This window comes from Spirosoma lituiforme, from assembly GCF_054776635.1.
The window spans coordinates 376,293-400,353 of sequence record NZ_BAAHBO010000001.1 but is presented as its reverse complement, the minus strand read 5'-3'; the positions used below and the strand labels follow the sequence as shown (position 1 = coordinate 400,353).

Annotated in this window: 23 protein-coding genes; 13 read left to right on the top strand and 10 right to left on the bottom strand. The window is 50.8% G+C overall.

Going from position 1 to position 24,061, the window contains the following annotated elements:
* Positions 1-67: 67 nt before the first annotated feature.
* Positions 68-973 (bottom strand): hypothetical protein, encoded by a 906-nt coding sequence (locus tag ACYU87_RS01660; RefSeq protein ID WP_461132280.1) that lies wholly within the window; start codon positions 971-973, stop codon positions 68-70.
* Positions 974-1,142: 169 nt separating this feature from the next.
* Here ACYU87_RS01660 and ACYU87_RS01655 point away from each other — a divergent pair, with 169 nt between their 5' ends.
* From ACYU87_RS01655 to bioB, 12 genes are all read left to right on the top strand, one after another.
* On the top strand, positions 1,143-1,709 hold the full coding sequence (locus tag ACYU87_RS01655; RefSeq protein WP_461132279.1) for a hypothetical protein: 567 nt from the start codon (positions 1,143-1,145) through the stop codon (positions 1,707-1,709).
* A gap of 78 nt (positions 1,710-1,787) precedes the next feature.
* The gene (locus ACYU87_RS01650) at positions 1,788-2,261 is read left to right on the top strand and encodes a pyrophosphohydrolase domain-containing protein (protein WP_461132278.1); all 474 of its coding nucleotides are present in this window, start codon (positions 1,788-1,790) and stop codon (positions 2,259-2,261) included.
* A 73-nt stretch (positions 2,262-2,334) separates the two neighbouring features.
* Positions 2,335-3,582 (top strand): peptidase T, encoded by a 1,248-nt coding sequence (gene pepT / locus ACYU87_RS01645; RefSeq protein WP_461132277.1) that lies wholly within the window; start codon positions 2,335-2,337, stop codon positions 3,580-3,582.
* 75 nt (positions 3,583-3,657) lie between these two features.
* Positions 3,658-4,626 carry an MBL fold metallo-hydrolase gene (locus ACYU87_RS01640; protein ID WP_461132276.1) on the top strand — a complete coding sequence of 323 codons (969 nt, stop codon included), beginning with the start codon at positions 3,658-3,660 and terminating at the stop codon, positions 4,624-4,626.
* A gap of 133 nt (positions 4,627-4,759) precedes the next feature.
* A complete protein-coding gene (locus tag ACYU87_RS01635) occupies positions 4,760-5,398 on the top strand; it encodes a ribonuclease H1 domain-containing protein (protein ID WP_461133614.1) in 639 nt (212 codons plus the stop codon).
* Between the two features lie 24 nt (positions 5,399-5,422).
* Positions 5,423-6,178: a tRNA1(Val) (adenine(37)-N6)-methyltransferase gene (locus tag ACYU87_RS01630; RefSeq protein ID WP_461132275.1), complete on the top strand. Its 756-nt coding sequence runs from the start codon at positions 5,423-5,425 to the stop codon at positions 6,176-6,178.
* Between the two features lie 83 nt (positions 6,179-6,261).
* Positions 6,262-7,257 (top strand): glycosyltransferase family 2 protein, encoded by a 996-nt coding sequence (locus ACYU87_RS01625; protein WP_461132274.1) that lies wholly within the window; start codon positions 6,262-6,264, stop codon positions 7,255-7,257.
* A 48-nt stretch (positions 7,258-7,305) separates the two neighbouring features.
* A complete protein-coding gene (locus ACYU87_RS01620; RefSeq protein WP_461132273.1) occupies positions 7,306-7,908 on the top strand; it encodes an inorganic pyrophosphatase in 603 nt (200 codons plus the stop codon).
* A 109-nt stretch (positions 7,909-8,017) separates the two neighbouring features.
* Positions 8,018-9,790 carry a signal peptide peptidase SppA gene (sppA, locus tag ACYU87_RS01615; protein WP_461132272.1) on the top strand — a complete coding sequence of 591 codons (1,773 nt, stop codon included), beginning with the start codon at positions 8,018-8,020 and terminating at the stop codon, positions 9,788-9,790.
* An 86-nt stretch (positions 9,791-9,876) separates the two neighbouring features.
* Positions 9,877-11,094 carry a helix-turn-helix domain-containing protein gene (locus tag ACYU87_RS01610; RefSeq protein WP_461132271.1) on the top strand — a complete coding sequence of 406 codons (1,218 nt, stop codon included), beginning with the start codon at positions 9,877-9,879 and terminating at the stop codon, positions 11,092-11,094.
* A gap of 80 nt (positions 11,095-11,174) precedes the next feature.
* Positions 11,175-12,383 (top strand): acyltransferase, encoded by a 1,209-nt coding sequence (locus ACYU87_RS01605; RefSeq protein WP_461132270.1) that lies wholly within the window; start codon positions 11,175-11,177, stop codon positions 12,381-12,383.
* Positions 12,384-12,495: 112 nt separating this feature from the next.
* Positions 12,496-13,488, top strand: coding sequence for a biotin synthase BioB (gene bioB / locus ACYU87_RS01600; RefSeq protein WP_461132269.1), 993 nt, complete (start codon positions 12,496-12,498; stop codon positions 13,486-13,488).
* Positions 13,489-13,591: 103 nt separating this feature from the next.
* On the opposite strand, the gene ACYU87_RS01595 is transcribed toward bioB, so the two are convergent.
* The 7 genes from ACYU87_RS01595 to ACYU87_RS01565 form a co-directional block, all read right to left on the bottom strand.
* Entirely contained in the window at positions 13,592-14,503 is a 912-nt protein-coding gene (locus ACYU87_RS01595; protein ID WP_461132268.1) for a Nif3-like dinuclear metal center hexameric protein, read from the bottom strand.
* A 287-nt stretch (positions 14,504-14,790) separates the two neighbouring features.
* Positions 14,791-15,111: a hypothetical protein gene (locus ACYU87_RS01590; RefSeq protein WP_461132267.1), complete on the bottom strand. Its 321-nt coding sequence runs from the start codon at positions 15,109-15,111 to the stop codon at positions 14,791-14,793.
* Between the two features lie 74 nt (positions 15,112-15,185).
* Complete coding sequence (locus ACYU87_RS01585; RefSeq protein ID WP_461132266.1) at positions 15,186-16,685, bottom strand: capsule assembly Wzi family protein; 1,500 nt, start codon at positions 16,683-16,685, stop codon at positions 15,186-15,188.
* Between the two features lie 95 nt (positions 16,686-16,780).
* On the bottom strand, positions 16,781-17,005 hold the full coding sequence (locus ACYU87_RS01580) for a hypothetical protein (protein WP_461132265.1): 225 nt from the start codon (positions 17,003-17,005) through the stop codon (positions 16,781-16,783).
* A gap of 227 nt (positions 17,006-17,232) precedes the next feature.
* Positions 17,233-18,501: a sensor histidine kinase gene (locus ACYU87_RS01575; protein ID WP_461132264.1), complete on the bottom strand. Its 1,269-nt coding sequence runs from the start codon at positions 18,499-18,501 to the stop codon at positions 17,233-17,235.
* Positions 18,498-19,178 carry a response regulator transcription factor gene (locus ACYU87_RS01570; protein ID WP_461132263.1) on the bottom strand — a complete coding sequence of 227 codons (681 nt, stop codon included), beginning with the start codon at positions 19,176-19,178 and terminating at the stop codon, positions 18,498-18,500. The genes ACYU87_RS01575 and ACYU87_RS01570 overlap by 4 nt, the downstream gene beginning before the upstream one ends.
* Before the next feature lie 685 nt (positions 19,179-19,863).
* Positions 19,864-20,634 carry a hypothetical protein gene (locus ACYU87_RS01565; protein WP_461132262.1) on the bottom strand — a complete coding sequence of 257 codons (771 nt, stop codon included), beginning with the start codon at positions 20,632-20,634 and terminating at the stop codon, positions 19,864-19,866.
* Positions 20,635-20,829: 195 nt separating this feature from the next.
* On the opposite strand from ACYU87_RS01565, the gene ACYU87_RS01560 reads away from it, so the two are divergent.
* Positions 20,830-21,606 carry a UDP-2,3-diacylglucosamine diphosphatase gene (locus ACYU87_RS01560; RefSeq protein ID WP_461132261.1) on the top strand — a complete coding sequence of 259 codons (777 nt, stop codon included), beginning with the start codon at positions 20,830-20,832 and terminating at the stop codon, positions 21,604-21,606.
* A gap of 54 nt (positions 21,607-21,660) precedes the next feature.
* Here ACYU87_RS01560 and ACYU87_RS01555 read toward each other — a convergent pair whose 3' ends face one another.
* Together ACYU87_RS01555 and ACYU87_RS01550 are read right to left on the bottom strand one after the other, a co-directional pair.
* Positions 21,661-22,683 carry a phytase gene (locus ACYU87_RS01555; protein ID WP_461132260.1) on the bottom strand — a complete coding sequence of 341 codons (1,023 nt, stop codon included), beginning with the start codon at positions 22,681-22,683 and terminating at the stop codon, positions 21,661-21,663.
* Positions 22,684-22,783: 100 nt separating this feature from the next.
* Positions 22,784-24,055, bottom strand: a complete 1,272-nt coding sequence (locus tag ACYU87_RS01550) for a right-handed parallel beta-helix repeat-containing protein (protein WP_461132259.1) — start codon at positions 24,053-24,055, stop codon at positions 22,784-22,786.
* Between the last annotated feature and the right edge of the window lie 6 nt (positions 24,056-24,061).

Sequence of the window (24,061 nt, the reverse complement as noted above, 5' to 3'; positions counted from 1 at the left end):
AAATGAGTTAGAAAATTAACGTGAGGTAGAAGGTTATGTTCGTGATGTCAGTTTTAAGAAACTGACATCACCTCCCCGCATTTTTAATGTCATACTGTCGCCCATACAGATAGCGTAGAGAAACGCCGACACCCCATCCCGAACCATCGGCGGTAATGGTCGACTGGGCGTTCGACCCGTTATTGATCGTATAGACCAGATCAGACTGGAGAGCATTGCCCAACCCCCAGTATTTACGGGCATAAACCCCCATGTCAAAACGCGATGCCAGCCGGATTGTATAGTCAAGCCCCAGTTCGGCAATACCCGTAATACGTTTGAGTATAGTCGTCGAGTTTGTCAATCGGATCGTATCGACCCGGTTTCGGTTGTAACGATTGTAGCCAATCAATTTAAAGTCACCTACCTGTCCGCTACCGTTTGGCATCAGCCAGGCCCCGCCGGTAATCCAGAAACCAGTGCCGCTGGCGGCTCGTTTCCCTGATCCAATACGTCGTTTCAGGCGCAGCGGAATGGCGTTACCGCTGTTCAGGTAATTGAAAACGAGTGGACTGCTGCCGTTGGCAATGCTGATGGTCAGGTGAATAGGCGCGTGGGCATAACCAGCCTCTACCGTCCAGGCATTATGGTAAGTGTAGCCCAGCAGGACACTCCAGGACGCTTTCGTAGGTGATGGATTGCTGACCAGCCTGTCGAACGAATTACTCAATACACTGGCATCGCTTCGAAAACCGGCTTCGGCGCTCACATACCAGGTTTGCACTTCGTTAAGCGTTTCGAGCAGTTCGCGTTTTCGGGTAACATGCCAGTTACCACCCGACTGGTGGTTCGGATTATGGTCCGGGTCTTCCGTTAGCACCCGTTGCCGAACGACGGGCGGTGGAGCGTAGTAACTGGTATCAAGGATGACTGCCTGCGCCCGCCCCGTGAGCGAAAAGCTGGTCAGAAAAACAAGAAGGAAGAGGTGTTTCATAGACGCGTTTTTCGTCAATGCAGCCATGCGCTGTTATCTGACTTACGCAGTTGGAGCGTAATGTGTTGCGGTTTGGATAAATTCCTCAATGAAGAAGTACAGGCTCAGAAATAACCGGACTGTTTTTCCACAGATATGGTTTCTGAGGAAGAAATACTAGCTTTGCCCCATGGCAAATTACAAAAATGACGGGTACGACCCGGAAGAGATCAGCGCACTGAAAGACGAGTGCAGCCAGGAAGGCAAATCGTTTATCTACGTAGAAGACGATGATCTGGACGTACTGGAAGAAGGCGAATGCCGGCATATTCAGTTTCCGGGAAAGTACCAGGGACAGGAAGTTATCTTCGATACGCTGGTGTACACACTCCGGCTGCATCATAGCAGCTTAGTGTATGAAATGGCCGTAGAAGAAGTTCAGAAGACGTTTCCAACCTACGTACCACCCGAAGAACGGCAAGCTAATTACAAAATCGCGCCTGAACTCGAAGAAGAAGCCGAAACGGCCCTGACCGAAATCATCGAGGAAATTGAAGAAACCGAAACGGTTAAGGTACAGGAACACGTTGAGGTCGACCTGGAATCGGATTATGGTATTGCGCTGGATGTTTGCTTAAACGTTGACGAAGTGACCGACGAGGTTATTGAAGACTTCATTACAAAATTCAATGCAAATACCCTGTCGCTGGATACAACCCTGTATTCGTTCAGTAGTGACGAGGAAGAAGAAGATTAAAAAACAGTGATAGACCCTGTACGGTGAAGGTAAGTCAACGCCTTCATCGTACAGGGCTTTTTCGTTACCCTGCTTATCATGCAACAACCGGACTCGCTCAACCAGGTGGCGGAATTTCACCGTACCTTTCATGCCCCTATTTTAGATACACCCCAGATTCCGTCAGAAGCCCGTAGTCAGCTTCGGGTTTCGCTGCTGGCCGAAGAACTGGACGAACTGCGCGAGGCCATTGCGGAGGGCGATATTGTGGCCGTAGCCGATGCGCTCTGCGACCTGCAGTACGTACTGTCGGGGGCGGTGCTAGAGTTTGGTCTGGGCGACAAATTCAATGAGCTGTTCAACGAAGTGCAGCGCTCCAACATGAGCAAAGCCTGCCTGACGGTGGCCGAAGCCGAAGCCACCGTGGCACAGTATCAGGCCAAAGGTGTTCCCTGCCATTTTATAGAATCAGACGGAAAATTTCTGGTTTATCGCGACGCCGACCACAAGACCTTGAAAAGCGTTAACTACTCACCGGCTGATCTAGAGGGAATTTTGGTGCCTACCTTGTAATGAAGGCCGTTGATGAACAGTGATATACGTAGTGAATAGCCTGCCTGAACACCGAGACTGATTCCAAAACGTAATGGAAAACTACCAATATACGGCCGTTGACCGTTTCCTGCGCTATGTGCAGATCGACACCCAGTCGGACCCGCAATCGACGACGAATCCAAGTACTGAAAAACAAAAAGACCTGAGTCGGGTGCTGGTGCAGGAGTTGCTGGACATGGGTATTACGGATGCCGAAATAGACGAATGGGGATACGTGTACGCAACCATTCCGGCCAATACCGACAAGCCGAATGTGCCGACAATCTGCTTCTGTTCACACGTCGATACCTCGCCGGATGTAACGGGGGCTGGTGTAAAGCCGATCATTCACGAACGCTGGAACGGCACGGACATTCGTTTGCCGGATGATCCAACTCAGCAAATTCGGCTGGCCGACCATCCTGATCTTCGTCATCAGATCGGTAATGATATCATTACCGCCAGTGGCACGACGTTGCTCGGCGCTGATAATAAGGCCGGGGTAGCCGAAATTATGGATGCTGCCCAGTATCTGCTGACTCATCCCGACGTAAAACACGGCCGAATCCGATTACTTTTTACGCCCGATGAAGAAGTAGGACGCGGCACCGAAAAGGTTAATATGCAGAAGCTGGGAGCCGATTTCGGGTATACGATTGATGGCGAGGCACTGGGTACCCTCGAAGACGAAACCTTCTCGGCCGACGCTGTCCATATTGCCATTCAGGGCGTGAGCACGCACCCTGGTTTTGCCAAAGGGAAACTGGAAAATGCCCTGAAAATTGCGGCCGTTTTACTGGCAACACTGCCCATAGATGCACTCTCTCCCGAAACGACCGAAGCGAAGGAAGGCTTTATTCACCCGACCCGCATGGAGGGTAATCAGGACAAAGCTGTATTAGAATTCATTATTCGCGACTTCACCGAAGCGGGCTTGCAGGAAAAAGAAACCTACTTGCAAAATCAGCTGAATGAGGTGCTGACGCGATACCCCGGCTCATCGGCGCAAGTTGTGGTAAAGGAGCAGTACCGCAACATGAAGACCATACTCGATCAGCACCCGGAAGTAGTCGAAAACGCCCTCGAAGCCATTCGTCGGTCCGGTCTGTCGGCCAGGCGACGCAGCATTCGGGGTGGTACCGATGGTTCCCGGTTATCGTTTATGGGGCTGCCTTGTCCGAATATTTTTGCGGGTGAACATGCCTTTCACTCCCGGCAGGAGTGGGTATCGGTGCAGGATATGCAAAAGGCCGTTGCTGTCATTGTCAATGTCGCGCAGGTGTGGGAGGAGCGTAGTTAGTATCCTGGACGTTTGGGCAAATTGCCAAACAATCTACTATTTCTGTGGGTTGTTTGGTCAACTAAACTCAACGCCATGGAAGCGCAGATTGACCGTGAATCGTTAACGGAAACCGATACAAAAACTCCCTACGACGTTACCGCCGATGTGGCGGGGATCAAGACGTTGTTCGTCAATGTGTTCTTTATCGGAACCCCCGGCCCCGGTAACCATTGGACACTGGTCGATGCCGGTTTTATGGGCTACGCCAGCCAGATAAAGAAGCGGGCCGAACAATTGTTTGGGCCTGGTACCAAACCCGATGCCATTGTACTCACGCATGGTCATGCCGACCATACGGGTTCGCTGGACACATTGCTGAAGGATTGGGATGTACCGGTCTACGCGCACAAACTTGAGTTGCCCTATTTGCAGGGAAAATCAAGTTACCCGCCACCTGATCCGGCCATTGGCGGAGGAGGGATGTCGTATATGTCATGGGTATTTCCCATTGGACCATCGGATTTCGGTGATCGTATACAACCCCTTGCCGACGATGGGAAAATTCCGGAACTTCCCGACTGGCGGGCTATCCACACGCCTGGCCATGCCCCCGGACACATATCTCTGTTTCGCGATAAAGATCGCACACTTCTGGCGGGTGATGCTTTTGTGACCACAAACCAGAATGCCATCACGGCCGTAGCCACCCAACGCGAAGAATTTCATGGGCCACCGGCTTATTTTACCTGCGACTGGCAAGCCGCCAAAAAATCGGTTCTGGCCTTGAATAACCTGAATCCGTCAGCGGCCGGAACGGGCCACGGTATTTCCGTGCGAGGTCTTGATCTGCAACTGGGTTTAAACAAACTGGCCCACGAGTTTGAATCCCGGTCCATTCCATCGGAAGGACGATACGTAAAACAACCGGCTGTCACGGATGAGAATGGAATTGTCGATATGCCAACACCCACATCGTTCCACGTAGCCCGGGCTATCGGTTTCGGCTTGTTGGGGGGTGTACTGCTGTATGCAATTTGGGCTGGCGTAAACAACAGAGAGTAGTTTAAAAATACGTCGAGTGAAGAAAGTCCTGCCCTAACTGGCAGGACTTTTTTGATGACGGGTAGATAATACCGCTCTGTGCATAGTACAAACCTGAATGCGGCCTTACTTTTGCAGAAAGGATGTTTTCAATATGGCGCAGAAAAAGCCCAAATTTTACGTTGTCTGGCACGGTAGAAAGCCCGGCGTTTATGACAGCTGGGACGAGGCCAAAGCCCAGACCGATGGATTTGCCAAGCCGTTGTTCAAGGCTTTCGACAGCAAACCGGCCGCTATTCAGGCTTTTAAAGATAAGCCGCATGCGCACATCGGTCAGGCGACCAAGCCAGCCGGGAAACAGGGAAAATTAACCGAACTGGTCGGTTTACCGATCCAGGATAGTCTGGTGGTCGATGCGGCCTGGAACACCGCTTCCGGCGATATGGAATACCAGGGCATTTACCTGGCTACCAAACAGAAGCTTTTTCTAAAAGGCCCTTATCGGGATGGTACCAACAACATCGGTGAGTTTCTGGCCATTGTTCACGCGCTGGCCTTACTGCATCAGAAAAACAGCAACATCCCGGTCTATTCCGACTCGCGAACGGCCATTGGCTGGGTAAAGAAGAAGAAAGCGAACACCAAACTCGAAGAAACTGCCCGCAATGCCGAGCTGTTCGAACTCCTCGACCGGGCCGAAACCTGGCTTCAGACACACCGATTCGCGAACCCCGTTCTGAAATGGGAAACAACCGTTTGGGGCGAAAATCCGGCTGATTTTGGCCGTAAATAGAGTCGGACCATTTGAATCAGTAAAATGTTTAGTTTCAAGCAATTCATTATCCGGCAAGATCGAACGGCCATGAAGGTTTGTACGGATGCCTGTATATTAGGTGCTTATGCCGATGTAACGGAGGCTGAACCAGCCGAAGCAGGCGGGTCTGTGCAGCGAATTCTCGATATTGGCACCGGGACCGGCTTGCTGGCCCTGATGACCGCCCAGCGAAATCAAACTGCGCAGATCGACGCCGTTGAGGTCGATGATGCCGCTGTTGAGCAGGCTCGGGAAAACGTAGCGGCTAGTCCGTTTGCCGGGCGGGTGCGGGTATGGCATGGGCGCATTCAGGACTTTGTCGCCACGAAACCGTATGACCGGATTTTGACTAATCCGCCTTTTTACACCAATCATCTGCGCTCGCCCGACTCGGCGGTTAACCGAGCGCTGCATACCGATGAGTTGCCCTTTCCGGAATTGATTGAGGCCGTGGTGCGGCTAATGAAGCCCGACGGACAGTGGTGGGTTTTGCTGCCACCCTACGAGGCCGAAACCTTGAGTGGTCTAGCTAAGGAAGCTGGCCTGCATACCTACAAACGACTTAGGGTTCGGCACAATGCGCAAAAGCCAATTGTTCGGGTGATCACGGGCTTTTCGTTCGGGGCGGGCAGTCCGATTGATGAAACGCTGACCCTATACGAGCCCCGTAAACAGGTTGATTTGCGGGGAAATCGACTCGCCGAGACCTATACGTCAGAATTTCGGACATTACTCCGTGAATTTTACCTAATATTCTGAAAACTCTGCGAACTTTGTAGGAGTCTCTGTGCCCGCGCCAGGGTAGGGCCGTTCAGGCGGTCCAATTCTGCGTTTTAAAGTATATGCCCGAATTGCTTCAACTTACCGTTTTAATTCCGCTTTATAATGAAGATGAGTCGCTGCCTGAGTTGCACGACTGGATCGTGCGGGTTGTGACGGAACATCATTTCTCCTACGAAATCCTGTTCGTTGACGACGGCAGTACTGACGATTCATGGTCGGTCGTTGAACAACTGGCAAACCGGAATTCCAACGTGCGGGGTATTCGGTTTAACCGGAATTATGGTAAAACGGCCGCGCTGCAAACGGGTTTTCAGGCCGTTCGCGGGCAGGTTGTCATTACGATGGACGCCGATTTGCAGGATAGTCCCGATGAGATTCCGGAACTGTATCGCATGATTGTGCAGGATAAGTATGACCTGGTATCGGGCTGGAAGCAGAAGCGGTATGACCCCATTACCAAAACACTGCCGACGAAGCTATTCAACTCGGTTTCACGCTGGATTTCGGGCGTGCAGCTTCATGATTTCAACTGCGGTCTGAAGGCGTATAAACAGAAAGTTGTTAAAACGATTGCCCCCTCGCTGTACGGCGATATGCACCGAAACCTGCCCATTGTAGCCAATTGGGACGGATTCAGCCGGATTGGGGAGAAAGTTGTGCAACACCGCGCCCGTAAGTACGGGACCACCAAATTCGGACTGGAGCGGTTCGTGAATGGTTTCTTGGATGTGCTTGTGATTGCTTTTGTGCACCGGTTCAGCAAGCGGCCCATGCACTTTTTCGGCACGTTCGGTACGCTGTCTTTTTTTGTTGGCTCTGTGCTGGCGATCTGGCTCATTGTGGAGAAACTTATCAATATTGCCCAGGGGGTCAAGTTCAGGAATGTGACGGATAACCCCTTGTTTTTCTTTGGCTTAGTGGCCATTATTTTGGGAGTTCAGCTGTTTTTAGCGGGATTTTTGGGTGAAATGCTTGTTCGTCAGACCCTGAACCGTTCGGCGGAACAGCTGGTGGCCGAAAAAGTAGGATTTACCGAGCGGCCTGTGGCCGGTTAGCTCCCGCACATGTATCAATAGATTGTTAATTTTTTAGTATTACAACCAATGAAGAGTAATTTTAAAGCCCATCCATGGCATGGCATCCCCATCGGCGATCAAGCTCCCCGGCAAGTAACTTGCTTCATCGAGATTGTTCCAACCGATACGGTTAAATATGAGATCGATAAAGCAACCGGCTATCTTAAAATTGACCGGCCCCAGCAGTACTCCAACGTACTGCCAGCTCTGTACGGTTTCATCCCCCAGACCTATTGTGGTGAGCAGATTGCGCGGCTGGCCAGCGAAAAATCGGGCAAGACGGTTGAAATGGGCGATGGTGATCCGCTCGACATTTGCGTACTGACCGAACGCGAAATCACGCACGGTGACTTGATCCTGCAGGCTATCCCCATCGGTGGCTTCCGCTTGATCGACAAAGGCGAGGCTGATGATAAAATCATTGCTGTACTCAAGGGCGATGCCATGTACGGACAGTATACCGAGCTGGGTCAGTTACCCGAAGCGGTCGTTAAGCGCCTGCGTCACTATTTCCTGACCTACAAAAACCTGCCTGAAGAGCCAGCTGTGATGGAATTGGCTAACATTTACGGACAACACGAGGCTTGGGAGGTAATCCAGACGTCGGTTAACGATTACAAGCTGATGTAAGGATGACGCCTTTCGTCCGTCCTTTTCGTTCACTTAACACTTTTATAGCCCGGAAACTTTCTTCCGGGCTATATTTGTATACAGCCTGTTAAACAAGGTAATTCTTTTCATGCTACAGTTCCTTAAATATGTTCTGGCCACAGTTGTTGGTCTATTGTTGTTTTCGGTTGTCGGATTTATACTCTTAATAGGGCTGGGGGCCGCGTTGTCGTCCTCGTCGGATACCAAGCCCGCCGTCAAAGAAAATACCGTTTTAAAATTAGATCTGGACAAGCCCATCGAAGAGCGGAGTGTTAACAATCCATTCAATGGATTCGGCCCCGTCAGCAGCTCAGGCGATGCCATTGGCCTGGTTGAGTTGAAACGCGCTCTGGCAGAAGCCAAAAAAGACGCGAACATCAAGGGAATCTACCTGCAAACCGAAAGTCCGTCGGCGGGTTGGGCTTCTCTGGAAGAAGTTCGTAATGCGCTGATCGACTTCAAGCAGTCGAAGAAGTTTGTGTATGCCTACGCTGAAACCATGACTGAAAAAGGGTATTACATTGCGTCGGTGGCCGATAAAATTTACCTCAACCCGGCGGGTGATCTGGAATGGAACGGGCTGAACGCCGAACTTTCCTTCTTTAAAGGCACGCTCGACAAACTGGGGGTCAAGCCCGAGATCTTCAAGGTGGGCGATTTTAAGAGTGCCGTTGAACCGTTTATCCGGGAAAATATGAGCGACCCTAACCGCTTGCAGGTCAATTCGTTCCTGAACTCGGTAAACGACCACATGCTGGTGCGGGTAGCGCAAAGTCGTAACCTTCGGGTGGACTCGCTGAAAAACTATGCCAACAACCTGACGATCCAGAAACCCGAAGACGCTCTTCGGACGAAGCTCGTTACGAACATTGGCTACCAGGACGAACTGGAAAGTCTGATCAAAAAGCAACTGGGCGTTGAGGAGAAAAAGAAAATCAATTACGTCTCGCTGAGCCGGTACGAAGAATCTGAAAAGACCAGCGATGATACCGACGGGACCAGTAAAAACCGGATTGCCGTCATCATCGCTTCGGGTGATATCCAGTCGGGAAAGAGTGGCGACAACAGCATCGGTTCGGAAACCATCGTTGAGGAAATTCGCAAAGCGCGCCTGGATGATAAAGTGAAAGCCATTGTGCTGCGGGTTAACTCGGGCGGTGGCAGTGCGCTGGCGTCGGATGTGATGTACCGGGAAGTGCAACTGGCCCGTAAAGTAAAACCCGTTATCGGCTCCATGTCCGACTATGCGGCTTCTGGCGGTTATTACATGCTGATGGGCTGCGACAAGATTGTTGCCCAGCCCAATACCATCACGGGGTCTATCGGTGTATTCTCGTTGCTGTTCAATACCGAGTCTTTTTTCAAAGACAAACTCGGGGTTACGTACGACCGGGTGAAAACCAATACCAATGCTGATTTTCCGACGGCTACGCACGAAATGACCCCCATTCAAAAGCAGACCATGCAGCGGGCCACCGAACGGATCTATGCTGACTTTACGAGCAAAGCCGCTTCGGGCCGTAAGCTACCCGTTGATAGTCTGCGGGCCATTGCGGGTGGTCGTGTCTGGACAGGCACACAGGGGAAAGCGATCGGGCTGGTTGACCAGCTTGGCGGGCTGGACGACGCGATCAAGCTGGCGGCCCGTTCGGCTAAGCTGAAAGAAGATGATTTTCAACTACGTTACCAGCCTCGCAAAAAAGAATTTCTGGAACAACTAATGATGTCGTTCGGGAATGATGAGGAAGCCAAAATTCAGGCGCAACTGGGCGAACTGGCTCCTTACGTAAAGTATCTGAAGAAACTCAAAATGATGGAAGGCACCCAGATGCGTATGCCATTTGAGATGGATATTCGATAGTTGATTTGGTTTACACGGTGAAGACCTATGTGATGTAACGATCGCGTAGGTCTTTTTTTTACCTTGCACTCCTTAACGCTTCTCCAATGCAGACGCTTCCCGTTCAGCTTGATCTATTCGCACTCATCATTTTTCTGGGCGTTGCACAGGGCCTGTTTCTGGGTATTTTTTTCCTGACTGGTGAGCGGGGAAAGAGCATATCCAATCGATGTCATGGGTTGTTTATGCTGGTGTTATCCGCGATTAGCGGAGAAATATTTCTGAACTACACTAACTATACATTTCGATTATTATGGATGGGGGATTTTTCTGAGCCGTTCAATTTTTTACTGGGGCCCCTGTTCTACTTTTTCGTTTTTAGTCGGCTTTGGCAACGATTGCCTCATCGTTGGGGTTGGCATTTAGTTCCATTTGGAATCTGGCTGATTAATTCGGTAACCTGGATGTATCAACCTATTAATTTCAAATACAACTCCTACATAAATTCACAGCATCCTGAATTGCCGTATATAAAACAGCATCTCTATTTGGAGGAAGATTTTACGGAACTGCGCGGTTTTATTAATGAGATGACGCTTATCAGCTGTTTTATCTATGCTATTTTGGCATTATTAGCTATTTGGAAAGCAAGTCGTCAGGATGCGACGTTGCGCTCATCCATCAAGTTAAAATCCCTTCGTTTACCAAGCTGGCTGTTTGCCCTCGTCCCATTTTTAATTGTCTTGGTCAAACCACAGTTCGTAAATGACGCTGGCGATTATTTACTGGCAACATACATCGCGATCACGATTTACACGAACAGTTTTCTAGTAATGAGTCGGTCCGATTTTTTTCGGGAAGAACCGCCTGCCGAACCAAAAACTATCGAACCAGATTCATCTGCCGAACCCAAAAAGAAATACGAGAAATCAGCCTTGTCGGAAGAACGGGAAGATGCGGTTCTGGGTAAACTCAACCGCTTGCTGGAAACCGAAAAACCATACCTGGACAGTGATTTATCGCTGCCCAAACTAGCGGCCCGACTCGATACCAGTCCGCATCATTTGTCGCAATTGTTAAATGACCGGCTGGGGCAAACGTTCTTCGACTGGCTGGCTGCGTATCGGATTGCCGAAGCGCAACGATTGCTGAATGAAGCCGCAACGGCTAACCTGAAAATCGATGAGATTGCCGAGCGGGTCGGGTACAATTCACCGTCTGCCTTCCATACGGCTTTTAAGCGGCTAACCAGCCAAACCCCGGCTCAATACCGGCAATTGGTAGCCGGTTCGGGATCGCTACCGACTTCGTCCCGGTCGGCATGAACTTCTTGAATACCGGCGAATAGGCCATTGTGCGTAACTGAGGCCCACTTTTGGGTCATCAAACAACCGCAACGCTGCTCATGGCACCTGCCCAACAAACAACATCCCATTTTTTCAAAGCAGAAGAAAAACTGCCCGTAATTGCCAATGCCCGCCGGTATGATCTCGACTGGCTTCGGGTAATTGCCATTATCACCCTGTTATTTTACCACACCGGTATGATCTACGTGTCGTGGGGCTGGCATATTCAAAGCGCCGAATACAGTAGGGCAATGGAGCATGTCATGCGGTGGCTTCACCAATGGCGGATGCCGCTGCTATTTTTCATTTCCGGCGCGGGGACATTTTTCGCCTTAAGAAAACGATCATTCGGGCAATACGCCGGCGAACGTGTCCGGCGCCTTTTCGTGCCGCTGGTATTCGGGATGCTCGTCATTGTGCCACCTCAGATTTACATTGAGTGGTTGTTTCGTGGTCGGTTTTCGGGGAGTTACAGCGCGTTTTACCCGGAGGTATTCAACTTCCAGCCCTATCACGATGGGGGTACTGGTGGGGCATTCAGCTGGCACCATCTCTGGTTTATTACTTATTTATTCCTTTTCTCGTTACTAAGTATTCCTGTATTTGGCTGGTTAAAATCCGCTGGTGGACAACGATTCACCACTGCTTTTGGCCGCCTGATTGCGTTGCCGGGTGGGGCCTTAGGAGTCATGATTGTCAGTATTCTGGCCAGCCAGTATGCGCTCCGGCCCTATTTTCCGGACGAAACCCACGCCTTGATAAATGACTGGGCCTACTTTGCCGAAAACCTGTTGCTGTTCTGGTTTGGGTATCTGCTGGTGAGTCGGCAGGATTTCTGGACAATCCTTACCGAGCAACGTCATATCTTCCTGGTAGCAACCCTTGTCTTCACGGTCATCATGTACGGGATGAATTACTGGTTTACGTTCGACGAACTTGATACGATTTTCTGGCTCGACTTTACGTACTTTACGAATCGGCAATGCCTGATGGTGGCTTCGGTGCTGGCGACTATTGCGTATGGGTATCGCTACCTAAACGTCAGTAAACCAATTTTACCGCACCTGAACGAAGCCGTTTATCCATTCTATATTCTTCACCAGACCGTAATTGTGCTGATTGGCTATTACGTTTTAACCAGAACAGGGTTAGGTATTTACGATGGGTTTCTGGTCGTGAGTTTTTCGTCACTGCTGGTCTGTGTAGCTATTTACTGGCTGCTGATACGGCCGTTTAAGTTAACCCGGTTTCTGTTTGGTATGAAATGATGTTGGTTTCTGGCGTTTGATTTACGATTTTTGACCACTTATAGCCCTTGCGTTAAGTCTTTACCAACAGCCCCGTGTTTATCCGGGGTGTATCAATAAAAATCGTATACCCATGCGTACCGATTGGACTCGTGCTGAAATTGCCGAAATTTATAATTCGCCCGTTCTGGACCTGATGTACCGGGCCGCCACTGTTCACCGCCAACACCATGACCCGCAGGAAGTGCAGGTTTGTACACTGCTGTCGGTCAAAACGGGCGGCTGTCCCGAAGATTGCGCCTATTGTCCGCAGGCCGCCCGCTACCATACCGCCGTGAAAGTACACAAACTCATGGAAGTGGATGAGGTCCTGACCGCTGCCCAGCGCGCGAAAGACACGGGCAGTACGCGTTTCTGCATGGGTGCGGCCTGGCGCGAAGTGCGTGACAACAGCGACTTCGACAAAGTTCTCGACATGGTGCAGGGCGTTAACGACATGGGCCTGGAGGTTTGCTGTACCCTGGGTATGCTGACTGAAAACCAGGCACAGAAACTCAAAGACGCCGGTTTGTACGCTTATAACCATAACCTCGATACAAGCGAGGAATTTTACGGCGATATCATCAGCACACGCACGTACGACGACCGGCTGGATACGCTCGGCCATGCACGCAAAGCGGGTATTTCGGTTTGTTCCGGTGGAATTATCGGGATGGGTGAGTCGGAGCAGGACCGGATTGGCATGCTGTATACGCTGGCCACCCTGCCGCAGCACCCGGAATCTGTGCCGGTTAATGCGCTGGTGCCCGTAGAGGGAACACCGCTGGAAGATCAGCCGCGGGTATCGGTATGGGAAATGATTCGGATGATTGCCACGGCGCGGATCATTATGCCGAAAGCCATGGTACGACTGTCTGCCGGACGCGTTCGGATGAATACCGAAGAACAGGCGTTGTGTTTTCTGGCCGGAGCGAACTCTATTTTCGCGGGCGATAAACTACTGACTACGCCAAACCCGAACGAGGACGCTGACCAGCAATTGTTTCAGACACTCAACATTCGCCCCCGCAAGGCGTTTAAAGACTCGGCTCAGCCCGCCGTTGTGTTCGAGCAGATTCCGCTTTAAACGAAACGGACAGAACACCGTAATGGTAAAACAAGAAAGAGAGCTGGCTAAGTGTTTAGCCCAGCTCTCTTTCTTGTTTACGCGATGGAGGAAGCAACGGGCTTTACAGGTAAGTGAATGCGTTACCGGATGGAATGTAGGTTATTTTAAGGCCGGGTAACTGAGGTTTCAGCCAGGAGACAACCCAGTTCATGCCAGCGGCTTCGCTCATGATGTGACCCAGAATAACCAGCGATAGCTTTTTGCCCTGCTGACGAGCATCCCGTACATACTCGGGTGTTTCCCATTCACTGGTTTCTCCACAAAAAATAACATCGGGTTTCTCTTTCTCGATGGCGGCTATCTGGCTGCGTCCGCCCGATGCGCCGGGCATGAGCAGAATACGTTGACAGGATTGGGCCGGGTCGCCAATGACCCGCACCATCTTGATGTCCAGCTTGCTTTTTGCGTGGGTGACAAGTTGGCCAAGCGGTGTGGCGGGGAGAGTGAGAACATGGGCATTATCAGCGCTGGCGTAGTTCGTCCACCCCAATGCGGCCAATACGCCGGTCTGCACACCATCAGGCCGGTGTGCATGGATGTAGTCGTGAAAACGCCAGAGCGCAATGTTGTGCTTCGTCAGCAAATCATGTTTGTACTGAAAAACGTCATCGTTGTTAAGCCAGTCCGTTTCGTCCGCGTGGTTGTAGAAAGTTGGTTCGTGAGCGATAATGAAGTTCGCCCCCGACGCGATGGCTTTTTTAATGACATCGACCGTGGCAAACATGGTTGAAACGATACCGGTTACTTTCTGAGCTGCGTTGCCCGACTTGAGGGTGTCGACGGTTTTCGAAAATGGGGCACCGGGTATTGTTTTGAGAATCATCTCCATAATTTGCCCAACGGTATAGGATGGCTGACTGGCCAGTGTTTCCTGCCCGAGACCCAACGCTGGCATCAGCCATGAAGCGCCAACGGCTTTTGAGATAACACCCACAAATTCCCTTCTTCCGGATAAATTTTCGTCTGGTTTCATGTAGCAGGTTTTAGCTGACTAAGATAGGGTGCCGACGTGGAATTGTCGCGTGGTCGTTGGCTGGTATGCTTTTTAGGAAGACCTCAATACCGGGAAGACTCTCCTTGTCAGCCGATCACGTTAGGGGAAGATTACAAAGCCAGGTACCGATATTATCGGTACCTGGCTTTGAGGCATAAGTCAACCTATAGAGCCGTTCCGCAGGAAAACCGCTTCGAGGTGCAACCCACTGGCTATGCTTTTGAGCCCGTTAACGCTATAGATGACAGGCTCAACGAAGCACCGGCTTAATCAACGCCAGCCGCCTTTTTCTTCATGTCTTTAGCCGTTGCTTTGAGTTCCTTCGATTCACTCTTCAGTTCTTTCTTGCGAGCGTGCTCCAGCTTACGATCGGCTTTTGCGTTACGCGTTTTAGGATCCGAAATCCCCGCAATCTCCAGCCCCTTGCCGCTGGCCGCGTTCGACCGAAGCTCACGTGCTTTGGCAACTTTCTTTTCCGCTTTCTGCTCTTTTTTCTCGGCTTTGGCTTCCTGAGTGGCTTGACTAAAACCACTTTGGGCGACTGTTAACAGGGCCAGAACGGAAGCGGCCACGATGATCTTGTTCATAATCTGTTTTTTTTAGTGAAAGGATACATGTATTAATGGTACTCAGAATGAGTGCTTTTAGGGATCAGCCTATGCTAGAACAGGCCGTCTTTTCGAATGCCAAAATAAAAACCAACTGAATCCTCATATAAATCTCCCTGGTCAACCGCGATAGAAGCTTGGGCCGTTAGCCCACGCTGCCTAGCCAGCGGAGACGATACCAACAGTAGGGAGGAGAACTGATGAACCACCGAGGAAAAGGGTTGTACATAGGTGCCCAGATTCTCACTGTAAGACGCTTTCAGCAGGAACGATAGGTACGCCCCGAGCTGACCCGAAACCCCCACATGCATAAGGGCTACGCGGTTGTTGTTCGTAAACCCGTAGGGTGGTAGCTCAGGCCGACTGGTCGATGAGGGGTTGATGAAGGGGGTGCCAATTCCCTGGCCCTCGCGCGACCAGCCATCCTGGTATTGGGAATGGTTGAAATAATTATCTCGTCCCCGCGTGGCTGGATCGGTATCGATAAATAGAGCCCCGCCCTGACTTTGGGTGAAGAGGTACTCCAGCAGTAGGTCGTCGATGCGAAGGCCGGATCCTCTCCGCGGACGCAGGTTGCGAATGCGCAGGCCATTGAGCCCATCCTGAATGTTGGTCAAGTAAAACAAAGACCCATCTTCATAAATACTCTGTCGGTAAGCAAAGATTGAGAACGATCGCGCGGTGTATTCAATCGCCAGATCAACCGTTCCTAAATGATTGCCAATTCGATTTTCCTGATCGAAATGGCTGATTCGGTTGGTGTCGATATCGCTCCGCGTGTTGAGTGAGCGGGCCAGGACCATATTTATGTAATCACTAAATTGGTCGGGAAGCCGGTTGTTCTTGATCATGGAGTTCTGGGTCAGATACCGGGTTTGCCCGCCCCACATGACCTGGTGATTGATGCCCGCGTAAAGCTTCAGACGCCAGGAAGGCTTGCCGAAGCGGCCATACAGCGCTTTTTGGTGCAACATAGCCTTATCGACAAACCGACCCGACTCAAACCACCCGTGGGCGTAGAACCCTTTGACCCCAAACAACCAGTTGCGGGGTAGGTAGTCAGGAATCGCCAGCTGCACTTTCGTTAAGGGTAAGGCATTGCCCGACCAGGCGTAGGAGCCCGAACTTAGCGTTGAATCGACCAGCCCAATGATTTCCCGTCGTCGGCCCGCCCAGGCCTCTACGTTCCGGCCCAGTTTGATCTTGACAAACGCTTCGGGGATCAATACCTGGGGGCTGGGGGCTGTGTTAAGAACAGCCTGCAGCCCCCAGCCAACATCGAGCTTGCGCCTGATACCGCGTAGACTGTCGGCTGTTGTGCGTTTGGTGCGGTATGCCTGACCCAGCGTCTGGCGAAGCGTAAACAGAGAGCCGTTGTTGGGCACAATGCCGTATTGATTGCTCCGTAGCCAGAAGGGGGTCACCGATGCCGACGATCCATAGTAACCGATTTCGGTCTGATACCGGAGCGGCCTTACGCGTTGAGCCTGGCCTGGGCGTATCGACACAAACAAGAGCCAGCATAGCAGTGCATGCGCTAAAGAAGTGTGCATAGACGATGAGAATAGAATAGTTGGCACGGTACAGGAAACCGTGCCAACAGATTGCGAATGGTGAGTAAAATCAGCAGGCAGTTATCCCGCGTAGGTCAATGATCAGGCGGCTGGCTGCCCGGTAATCTGGCTTGAAGAAACCGAAACCCCAGGTAGCCGTAGACCATAATGGTCAGCGATTCTACGATCAGATTCAACGGTTCGTGTTTGTGCCGATCCTGCTGAATGGCCTGGCACCAGTCAATAAGTACCCAGCAGAAGCCTGAAAAGAGAAATAAGCCAGCCAGGATGACACTCATGATTAGTACCGATTGTCTCATGTTGATGGCGATTGGTATTCATAACGTTTTTGGGCTAGTTCGTTCGGATGATTCTTAACTAACCCGGCCAAATCTATTCAACGAATCTTGAGCAAATCTGAAGTTACTGAAGCAAATGGGTCCGTTTTCTGCTGGATCGCAGGTGGGTTGTGAGCGATCATAGGGCTAACGCGATCGGGCAAGGATTAGACAATCGACTGCCAGATGGGTAAAACCTGCGTATAACCTTAGTGAAAAGTGATGGTAAAGATGTGTTGCTGGGTTGGCACACTGTACGCATAGTCAAGTTGCAGGCCACACCGGTCCGCAATTTCTTTGGCAATGGCTAAGCCAAGTCCGGTTGATTGAGGAATGGCCGGATTGCGCACAAATCGCTGAAAGAGTCGCGCCTGATCAAATGGGAGGGGGGCTCCTTCATTGATGATCTGATAGGTGTGGGCATCGCTCTCAATGAGAACCGTACTGCCAGGCCGCCCGTGCCGGAGAGCGTTTCGGACCAGGTTAGACAATAGGATATACGCTAGCTGTCGGTTGATTAGTCGGATACGCAACCGCGTATCCGCTCGCTTGAACCGCATTTGCTTGCTGTCGGCATAATCCCTGAACGTGTCAATCACCACCCCCATAAGCTCGCGAAAGTCAATGAGTTCGGTCTGTTCGTATTGCTGGTTGTCGATTTTAGTGAGCAACAACAGCGATTGGTTGATGGAAGCCAGTCGTTTAATTGTTTTTTGCGATCGATAAATGCGCTGAATGTCCTCTTCCGAGAGCCGAGCCGATTGCTGCAACAGGTCCAAATCCGTCGACAAGACGCTCAAGGGTGTCTGTAGCTCATGGGACGTATTGTCCGTAAACTGTTTCTGGCGGCTAAACTGAAGAGCCGCCTGCTGGGTCATTTCGGTTAGCGATTGACTCAGTACGCTAAATTCATCGACATCACTCGCCGGAAACGTGATCGTGGCTCCCTGATCCACCCGGTATCGGCCCAGTTGCTGAATAATTTCATAAAAAGGGTGGAGGATTCGCTGGAAAATAAGGGTCTCGATAAATAAAAGACTAACGAACAGGGCCAGAAAGCAGAGCACAATGCCTACGGATAGATACTGAGCGATTTCCTGATACTCCATGTAGGGCTGATGCAATCGAATGCTATAACTATGATGCCCCACAGCATAGTCGGCCCGTAGCATACGTACGGGAACCACCGCATTCTCAATAGGATCAAATAAGGTTGTGTCACTGAATACGGGTGGCTGGCGGCTACCGGCTTTTGCGGGTTCGATTTGCAGGTTATGATCCCAGTTGAGAATACCTCTGTGATCGGGCGGATGCCGATCCAGGTTCTGCTGAACCTGTTTCAGTTCACTGTTCAACAACTCATCGATTTCTTTATTGACGACCTGATGGATCAGATAATACAGCAAAAAAGCCCCTGCCAAGGCAACCGGTATGGTGATCAGTAAGACGTACCGGACCGTTTTATGAATTAGTTTCATGATTCCAGAGTCAGCATATAACCAACGCCGTAGCGGGACTTTATGTAGTCCGGGCAGCCACCGAGGAGCAATTTCTTTCGTAGGTTGCGGATGTGCGTGTACAGAAACTCCAGCGAATCCGCATCTTCAGTATACTCCCCCCAGATGTGTTCCGCAATGACTTCCTTGGTTAACAGACGATTCTTGTTCGTAACCATAAATAGCAGCAGGGCATATTCTTTCGGTGTTAACGAAAGCACTTGATTCGCCACTTTTACTTCGTTTCGCTTCAACAGGAAGGTAAGGGCACCAAACGCAAGCTGATGCTCACCGGCATGCTGCCGACGACGAATCAAGGCGCGGATTCGGGCATTTAATTCTGGTAGGAAAAAGGGTTTGGCCAGGTAATCATCCGCCCCCAGGTCCAGGCCGTTGATGCGATCATCGGGTGAATTTTTAGCTGAGATAATAATTATGCCCGCCTGTGAATGGGCCTCCTTGAGTTGCTCGATGAGCGCCAGGCCAGTGCCGTCGGGCAGCATGATGTCTACCACGATGCAATCGTAGTCGTAATCATTGACTTTCTGAGAGGCTTGCCGAAACGTAGTCGCCGTCGATACAGTGAACCGTTCCTCCTGCAGGTAGGTCTGAATGTTCACCAGCAACTCCGGCTCATCTTCAATTAGTAAAATTTTCATACGATGCTCTCCGCTCGTTAAGTAATTGCCCGTCTCCTGCCTGATGAGTGATTGGTGAGGGAAAGCTGCTGGTTATGGTTTGCTTCGATTACCAGGATAATGGACGATCGACGCACAAATGGGTTTCTTAATTGCCAAAAGTAAAGGCACTTTCTGGGGGTAGCAGCCTGTTTTTCTACCACAAGGTAATCGAACCGATATCGTGATTGACGCACAAAGATGACCCAGCGCTCAAACGTACCCAATCAATCTAAAGAAATTCTGAAGATGGCTGACCACCTCTTTGATGGACTGAAGAAAACACCCTGTTTTTAAATATAGAAATTTATCAAGTCTCCACTAGCCTATGGTGTGAATCCGTAATTTATACAAAGCAAATTAAACACGAGCAGTATTACCCGTAGCGGCCTTTTGTTCAGGAATTGTCTTTTGTACAAGCCTCGTAAGCCGCTCATCATAAAGCCTTGGGTAACACCAGTCAGGATAGCAACTTCAACTAAAGAAAACGTGCCGTTTATCGACACAAACTGGTCTAACTTTATCTGTTTTTCTAATAAGTTACTCCCTGACAGTGCAGGAGGTGAATTGCATTAATTGGTTTGCAACAAAGTATAAGGCGTCAGGCGTGCCACGGTTCTGAACCGTGGCACGCCTGACGCCTTATACTTTGTTGAGCTTGTTTTTTCTACAGCCCGCGGGTGTATTCGTTCACGGAAATTTTATCAATCAGGACTTCAACCAGGCTCTGAGCATGTTCTTTCTTTACCTCAGGCTTTTCTTTGGTTTCAACCGTTACGCTGATGATATGGTTGTTGTACAGCACGTGCATGGCACCGGTTGAGGCATCCCATACCGCTTTGTCGCCTAGACTTTTCACCGCTTCGTAGTTACCCGTGCCAACCGCGTGCTTCGTGAGGGCTGGCGTAGCTGCGGTGATGCCGCCGTGTTGGGGCTGGTTATCGTCCGTTGTATGATGCGCTGTTTCTTCGTTCTCGGTTGTAGCCGGCGTTTCAGAATTGGTTCCTTCTGGTTTTGGGCCACTGTCCGTTGAGTCGTCGGCCACAGCGACCGGTTCCGTTATAGCGTTGGCTTTTTTGCCCTGGTACAGTTTGTCAAATGTATATTCAGCCACATACATGGATGCGAAAGGACGAGCCCCCGCAAACGAAACCAGAACCTTGTTGCCTGCCCAGGTGAACTCACAACCTGTGTGCTCGATCGCTTCTTCCAGCTTGGTATCTTCTCCCAGATTGAACGTAGAACGAACATACTCTTCGCCCAAAATGTTGCAGGGCTCATCGTAGTTCCGATCCGTCGAGAGTGCATTTACACCAACAACCTGTTTAGCCACAATGGGGCTGGCATCAACATTGTTGGCTGGATCGGTAGTGGAGCTTGGGCTGCTGCAGGCTAAACACAAAACAGGAAAAGCCAGTATCAGTGATTTGATTTTCATGAGATGATTAGAGAAAAGCCAAAATTAGCGTTTTCTTACATACCAGATTATCGGTTCAGTTGTTTTCGCTAATTTAATCGGGTGTATCGGTCTGAAATCCGGCGGGACACACCACCTGTTGCGTAGTGGATAGTCCATAATGAATTCGTGAATGAATCGGCTTGCGTACCTTTACGGCAGAATCTCACCTTATGCATGTCTGATCTCGAAACAATTTCGCTTGCCCCCGGTCGTAACGTTTACTTCGCGTCTGATTTTCACCTCGGCACGCCCTCTATTGAGCAAAGCCACGAACGGGAAAAAATTATCGTTGCCTGGCTGGAATCCATCCGACCCCACGCCGATGTCATCTTTCTGGTGGGCGATGTCTTTGACTTCTGGTTCGAATACAAGCACAGTATACCCAAAGGATTCATTCGTTTGCAGGGAAAACTGGCCGAACTGACCGATGCCGGTATTCGCATTATTCTCTTTACGGGTAACCATGATATGTGGATGAACGACTACTTCACGAAGGAGTTGGGCATCCCGGTCTACCGCAACCCGCGCCGGTATCTGATCGGGCATAAACAATTTCTGATCGGCCATGGGGACGGGCTCGGTCCCGGTGACTTTGTCTACAAGCGACTGAAAACTGTATTCGAGAGTGGTCTTGCCCGAGGGCTGTTTCGCTGGGTACACCCCGATCTGGGTATCGGGTTAGCCCAGGCGTGGTCACGACGGAGCCGGGCCAGTAATCAGGAAAAAGGGGAGGAGCAATTTCTGGGGGAAGATCGGGAATGGCTGATGCAATACTGCCGGGAGGTTGAAACCCGCATGCACCACGACTATTACATTTTCGGCCATCGCCACCTGCCACTCGACTTAGCCGTTTCGCCCACCAGTCGATACGTAAATCTCGGCGAGTGGGTATCCGCTAAAACCTACGCCGTATTCGATGGCACTGACCTGACCTTGACAAAATGGGCGTAAGTGATGTAGGATATAGGATGTATGATGTATTTGGCTCGCATCCTATATCCTACATCATTTCATTACGTCTTCCCAGCGGTAGTAGTGAAACGTCCTGTCGTCGGACATGACAACGAACAAGCCGTGGGGAAACTGCTTGCCCAATGCCACGTTGGTTACGTCGGAGCCGTCGCTTACCTGGGCGGCCACTTTCACTACTTTCACTAGTTTGTGCTCGTTCGGGTTATTCGTTTCGCCCTCCCGTTTGAAGAGGTGGAACTGGTTCGCTCCCTGATCCGACACCAGAATAAATCCGGTCTTTGGCCCCGTTTTGTATATCGAGATACCTTCGTGATCTTCGGCAAATCCTGTTTTGGCGAATAAGGCCAGTTCCTGGTTTCCCTTCTCGGGGTCCGCATGGTACTTCCGAACGCCCACGCCTTCGTCGGAGTAATAGACATAACCAAGTTCGTTGTCGACGGCAATGGCTTCGATTTCCTTTTTGCCGCTGTACGCGCCGAACTTCCGGACAAGTGTTGCCCGAACCCGTCCCTGGCCGTCGTCTTCGAGCCTGTACTGCCCGATGTACGATCCATCCGTTGGTCCTGATTTCCGGCCGACCATAGCGTAAAGAACCCCCGCCGGGTTTTTGTAGAGCGCAATGCCCATCAAATCCCGAAACCCATTGGCTGTATCGCCGACAAACATCGCCAGTCCGCCGTTATCAACGGGTTTCATGTCGGGCAGCGAGAAAATGCGGAGCTTGTGGGTAAACCGCTCGGTGGTTACGGCAACATCGGTTGGTTGGCCGCCGAGCGAAAGCCCATAAGCCACATCAACGTTATCGGGGCGTTTGAGATCGTGAATTTCCCGAACGATTTTCCCCTTCAGATCAAAGACATATAAGCCGCCATCCTGGTCTTTATCCGTGCCGATCACCAGGCTTTTGGCCGGGTCTTTGGGGTTGATCCAGATGGCCGGATCGTCGGTGTCATGCCGGACGGCATCGGTTATGACAACGGGTTTAACGACGTGCTGCGCCGACGACTGGCAGGAAATTGTCAGAAACAGGGCAAGCACCGGTAGGTGGGTCTTCATAAGAATGGAGAGGAACACTGAGATTCGCGAAGGGCGATAAAGGATTGATTAGCTTGCCGTTTCTTCGCGAGTCTCAGGTCAACAGCGTTTAAGCGAGGAGTTAATTACTACCGAAAGCACCAATGGTGGTTGAAGGGGCGGGCGATTTGTAGACCGTACCGTTGGCAAACGTAAGCCCATCGGCGTATAAACGGGTGAAACTCGTCGTGCCTTTGCCAATGGCGGGCGAACCGCTTTGCAGCCGGAAATCCCAGGCAGTGTTGAACACGGCATTTTTCTGATCGGTACTGAGCGGGTAGTTCACAAACTTCGGATCGTTATCGCCCGCTGTTTTGCTGATGACGTCGTTCGTACCCGTCAGGATCTCGGTGCTGGGCTGGAAGTTCGTAACCCCATCGGCGGTGTAATTATAATATAGGTTATTGCTCACCTTAGATCGGGCATCTTCGGGGTTCTTCGGGTCGCGCTTAATACCGAATCGGTCGTTGGCCAGCAGGTTGTTGTATAATTCGGCACGAACCGCAATTTCCACCCAAATCGAACCACCTTTGATGGTTGGCCGACGCCAGCCTGCGTTCACAATGGTGTTGTTATACCCAATAACATACGACTGTGGCGTCCGGTCGCCGGTGTTTGAGAGTTTCAGTGCGTTCGTATTTGGGCTATACACCAGGTTGAACGCAACGTCGGCCTGCACACCCGATTTGATGTTGATGGCATCGCCCCCCGATACACCCTGTGTATATATCTTGTTGTTGGCAATAATCACTTTGCCGCCTTCAATGTAAAAACCGTCTTCGTTTTGGTTGTTCAACCGGCTATTCACGATGACCAGTTTGCCATTTACGTTCGAGTAGTTCACTGCCGGAACGTGGTTTCCGGCGGTTGCTTTGTACAAACCAGCTTTCACCGAGGGAGAGCTTTCGGTCGTAACGGCACCACCGTATTCGAGAATAGCGTTGTCGATCAATAATTCGGCGCAGGTGGGCGCGGCAATGATACCACCCCACAGATTACCCCACTGATTCGCGGTTGTTTTCCAGGCGTCGGGCACCGTCAGTTTCACCGGGTTTGCCGAAGTACCCATGATGTACAGATTTCCCTTAACGATAAACTCCGGTTTCACGGTCGAGTCGCTGAACACAACGGTTACGCCTTCCTGAATGACCAGCGACTGGCTGGCGGGTACCTGCAAATGACCCGTGATCCTGTAGGTGCTGCCTTTTTCCCAAACGCCCGATACATCGCCTGATACCGCTTCCTTAACGACGGGGACAGTTACGGGCGTAACTGTACTGCTTGAGTCATTGGGTTTTGAGCAACCCGTTAGTACCGCAATAGATAGCGCGGCTAAACTAAATGCCTGTTTCATGGTAAT

Excerpts from the sequence above, each read along its gene's own strand:
- ACYU87_RS01650 (WP_461132278.1), top strand. The coding sequence starts at position 1,788 with ATGCAACAACCGGACTCGCTCAACCAGGTGGCGGAATTTCACCGTACC.
- ACYU87_RS01555 (WP_461132260.1), bottom strand. The coding sequence starts at position 22,683 with ATGAAGACCCACCTACCGGTGCTTGCCCTGTTTCTGACAATTTCCTGC.
- ACYU87_RS01635 (WP_461133614.1), top strand. The coding sequence starts at position 4,760 with ATGGCGCAGAAAAAGCCCAAATTTTACGTTGTCTGGCACGGTAGAAAG.
- ACYU87_RS01640 (WP_461132276.1), top strand. The coding sequence starts at position 3,658 with ATGGAAGCGCAGATTGACCGTGAATCGTTAACGGAAACCGATACAAAA.
- ACYU87_RS01625 (WP_461132274.1), top strand. The coding sequence starts at position 6,262 with ATGCCCGAATTGCTTCAACTTACCGTTTTAATTCCGCTTTATAATGAA.
- pepT (WP_461132277.1), top strand. The coding sequence starts at position 2,335 with ATGGAAAACTACCAATATACGGCCGTTGACCGTTTCCTGCGCTATGTG.
- ACYU87_RS01660 (WP_461132280.1), bottom strand. The coding sequence starts at position 973 with ATGAAACACCTCTTCCTTCTTGTTTTTCTGACCAGCTTTTCGCTCACG.
- ACYU87_RS01610 (WP_461132271.1), top strand. The coding sequence starts at position 9,877 with ATGCAGACGCTTCCCGTTCAGCTTGATCTATTCGCACTCATCATTTTT.
- ACYU87_RS01575 (WP_461132264.1), bottom strand. The coding sequence starts at position 18,501 with ATGAAACTAATTCATAAAACGGTCCGGTACGTCTTACTGATCACCATA.
- bioB (WP_461132269.1), top strand. The coding sequence starts at position 12,496 with ATGCGTACCGATTGGACTCGTGCTGAAATTGCCGAAATTTATAATTCG.
- ACYU87_RS01585 (WP_461132266.1), bottom strand. The coding sequence starts at position 16,685 with ATGCACACTTCTTTAGCGCATGCACTGCTATGCTGGCTCTTGTTTGTG.
- ACYU87_RS01565 (WP_461132262.1), bottom strand. The coding sequence starts at position 20,634 with ATGAAAATCAAATCACTGATACTGGCTTTTCCTGTTTTGTGTTTAGCC.
- ACYU87_RS01655 (WP_461132279.1), top strand. The coding sequence starts at position 1,143 with ATGGCAAATTACAAAAATGACGGGTACGACCCGGAAGAGATCAGCGCA.
- ACYU87_RS01580 (WP_461132265.1), bottom strand. The coding sequence starts at position 17,005 with ATGAGACAATCGGTACTAATCATGAGTGTCATCCTGGCTGGCTTATTT.
- ACYU87_RS01620 (WP_461132273.1), top strand. The coding sequence starts at position 7,306 with ATGAAGAGTAATTTTAAAGCCCATCCATGGCATGGCATCCCCATCGGC.
- ACYU87_RS01560 (WP_461132261.1), top strand. The coding sequence starts at position 20,830 with ATGTCTGATCTCGAAACAATTTCGCTTGCCCCCGGTCGTAACGTTTAC.
- sppA (WP_461132272.1), top strand. The coding sequence starts at position 8,018 with ATGCTACAGTTCCTTAAATATGTTCTGGCCACAGTTGTTGGTCTATTG.
- ACYU87_RS01570 (WP_461132263.1), bottom strand. The coding sequence starts at position 19,178 with ATGAAAATTTTACTAATTGAAGATGAGCCGGAGTTGCTGGTGAACATT.
- ACYU87_RS01550 (WP_461132259.1), bottom strand. The coding sequence starts at position 24,055 with ATGAAACAGGCATTTAGTTTAGCCGCGCTATCTATTGCGGTACTAACG.
- ACYU87_RS01605 (WP_461132270.1), top strand. The coding sequence starts at position 11,175 with ATGGCACCTGCCCAACAAACAACATCCCATTTTTTCAAAGCAGAAGAA.
- ACYU87_RS01630 (WP_461132275.1), top strand. The coding sequence starts at position 5,423 with ATGTTTAGTTTCAAGCAATTCATTATCCGGCAAGATCGAACGGCCATG.
- ACYU87_RS01595 (WP_461132268.1), bottom strand. The coding sequence starts at position 14,503 with ATGAAACCAGACGAAAATTTATCCGGAAGAAGGGAATTTGTGGGTGTT.
- ACYU87_RS01590 (WP_461132267.1), bottom strand. The coding sequence starts at position 15,111 with ATGAACAAGATCATCGTGGCCGCTTCCGTTCTGGCCCTGTTAACAGTC.